Annotated in this window: 3 protein-coding genes; all 3 read right to left on the minus strand. The window is 70.3% G+C overall.

Annotated features, from left to right (window positions below):
• On the minus strand, window positions 1–567 hold a 567-nt coding region (gene ribD / locus ACXWUF_RS21740; RefSeq protein WP_458503407.1), incomplete at its 3' end, for a bifunctional diaminohydroxyphosphoribosylaminopyrimidine deaminase/5-amino-6-(5-phosphoribosylamino)uracil reductase RibD.
• Window positions 568–634: 67 nt separating this feature from the next.
• Window positions 635–1,753, minus strand: a complete 1,119-nt coding sequence (locus tag ACXWUF_RS21745; RefSeq protein WP_458503408.1) for a glycoside hydrolase family 6 protein — start codon at window positions 1,751–1,753, stop codon at window positions 635–637.
• Between the two features lie 3 nt (window positions 1,754–1,756).
• The coding region (locus ACXWUF_RS21750; RefSeq protein ID WP_458503409.1) for a glycoside hydrolase family 6 protein at window positions 1,757–2,656 on the minus strand (900 nt) is incomplete at its 5' end.

A 2,656-nucleotide genomic window follows, 5' to 3' on the forward strand; every position in this document is an offset into this window, starting at 1 on the left:
CGCGCGTGCTCGGCTCGAGTCGCCCGAGATCCACTGCGAGTCGCCGGTCCGGGTTGCAACCTTGCCGTCGAGGCTCATCGCCGACTTGAAGATCACCAGGGGCCGGCCGGTACGCGCGTGCTTGCGAAACGGTTGGTTGAGCAGCCGGGCAGCGGCCGCCAGGTCGCCCTCGACGGTCTCGATCTCGATCCCCTCATCGCGCAGGATGCCGAGTCCGCGTCCGGAGGCCTTGGCCGTCGGGTCGTCGGAGGCCACCACCACGCGGGCGATCCGGGCCTCCATGATCGCGTCCGTGCACGGCGGCGTCAGGCCCTGGTGGCAGCAGGGCTCCAGCGAGACGTAGAGGGTGGACCCGGCGGGATCGTCCTCGCATGCCGCAAGGGCGACCCGTTCGGCGTGGGGCTCGCCGGCCCGGCTGTGAAACCCCTCGCCGATCACACGGCCCGACTTGACGATGACCGCCCCCACCATGGGGTTGGGGGACGTCTGCCCACGCGCGGTGGCGGCCAGTTCGATGGCCCTCTCAAGATGGCGCGCGTCGCGCTCGGTGACCGTTGTAGACGCCAATTAGCTGAGCCTCGGAGCCAAGATTGACTCACGAGTCAACTCTACCAACGGCGCCGTGCCCCGCCGCTCAGCGCAATTGGTCGCCCGCCACCTCACGCAGCGACAGCGACCCCCGCGGGTGGCCGAAGCGGGTACCGCGCGGCGGGCGGATCCAATCGGTGGCCCATCTGGCGAGGCCGAGAGCGCGCCCGGGCCACCAGTCACCGGCGCGAGCCGGACCCCCGTTGCAGCCGCCACTGGAGTAGCCGGGCCGGCTGATCCAGAGGTAGGCGTCCGCACGTGGATCCGAAGTCTGCGTGGTGGGCGCCAGCCCCAGACCGCGGTACAGCGGGTGGCACCAGGCCGTGACGCGGCGGTTGCGGCCGCCGATGCGCTTGCGGTAGTAGACCGGGCCGCGGCCATTGGAGGCCGTGTTCACGATGAAGTGCTTGCCGCCGGGGAGCTTGGACAGGCGCGCCCCGTAGCGCACGTTGTCCTGAGTCCAGTCGTGGTGGGTCACGTTGAGCATGAAGCCGCGCACCTTGGCCACGCCGACCAGCCGCAGCTTCCGTGCCATCCGGGGCGCGCTCTGCCAGTCAGAGGCGCCGGCCTCGATGTAGACGGTGGTGTTGGGCAGCTTGGCCAGCCGCTCCACGCCGTAGCGCAGCAGCCTGTAGCGCGACTTGCGCCGGAACCTGGCCAGGCACTCGATGGTGCCGAGCGAGTCGGGCTCGAAGGCGACGATCGCGCGCCGGCGGCCGATGGCCCGGGCGAACCTGCGGTACCACTTGCGCGTGCGCGCGTCCTCGGCGGCACCGCCCCCCGTGTAGCCGGAGTGACACTCCTTGCCCTGGTGTCGCATGGCGGCGATCAGCGGCACCGCCCCCCGGCGGCGGGCGCGCGCCGTGTAGGCGTGCACCGTCTTGGTCACGTTGTGGGTGAAGCGGCCGACCCAGCGGAACTTCGGCTGTTGGGCGATGGTCCACATGCCGGCGGCCAAGCCCTTCTTGCCCCGGTTGCGAAACGCGCGCCAGTGCTTCCAGGACGGCTCCACCGGATCGACGAAGAGTGGCTGTCCCGCGATCGGGTTGGCCGCACCGGGGCTCACGGCCCGTGGGTCATCTGGAACGGGCGCCTGAGCCTGGGCGGGTGCCGTGGCCAGAAGCGCCAGTGCCAGCGCGGCGATGATCGAGATGAGCCTGCGCACCGGTCAGCGTTGAAGCTGATCGCCGGCGGCCTGGGCCAGGCTCACGTTGCCGCGGGGGAAGCCGTAACGAGTGCCCCTCGGCGGGCCGGTCCACTGAGTGGCGTACCTGGCCAGTTCGAGGGCACGGTCCAGCCACCAGTCGCCCTCCTTGGGCGGGCCGCCGTTGCACGCGCCGCGGGAGTAGCCCGGGCGGCTGATCCACATGTACGCGTCCACGCGGGGATCAGCCGTGCTTGTGGTGGGGGTGGGCCCGAGGCCGCGCCGGTGCGGATGGCAGTTCACGACCACACGCCGGTTCCTGTCACCAATTCGCTTGCGGTAGTGCACCGGGCCGCGGCCGCTGTGGTTGGTGCTGACGATGAAGTGCTTGCCGCCTACCAACCGCGACAGCTCCATGCCGTAGCGCACATTGGCGGCGGCCCAGTCGAAGTGGGTCACGTTGAGCATGAAGCCGCGAACCTTGGCGATGCCGATGTAGCGCAGCTTCTTGGCGATCTCCTTGGCGGGACGCCAGTCCGACGCCGACGCCTCGATGTAGATCGTCACATTGGGCAGCTTGGACAGCACATCCACGCCGTAGCGCAGCAGGTCGAGGCGCGCCCTGCGCCGGCTCGGGGCCAGGCAGTCGACGGTGCCCGTGGAGTCCGGCTCGAAGGCAATGATGGCCCGCGAAGAGCCGATGCCGCGAGCGAGCCGGTCGTACCAAGCCTTGCTGCGCTCGTCCTCGGCTACCCCGCCGGCCTGGTAGGTGGGGGTGCATTTCCTGCCCTGGTGGCGCAGCACAGTGATCAACGGCACCTGGCCCGCGTCCTCGGCGGTCAGGATGAAGGCGCAAATGCGCTCCGGCATCGGCGTGAAGCGCCCGAACCAGGTGAAGCGTGGCGTCAGGGCGATCTTGCCGAG

The sequence above is a fragment of the Methylomagnum sp. genome (genome assembly GCF_054333355.1).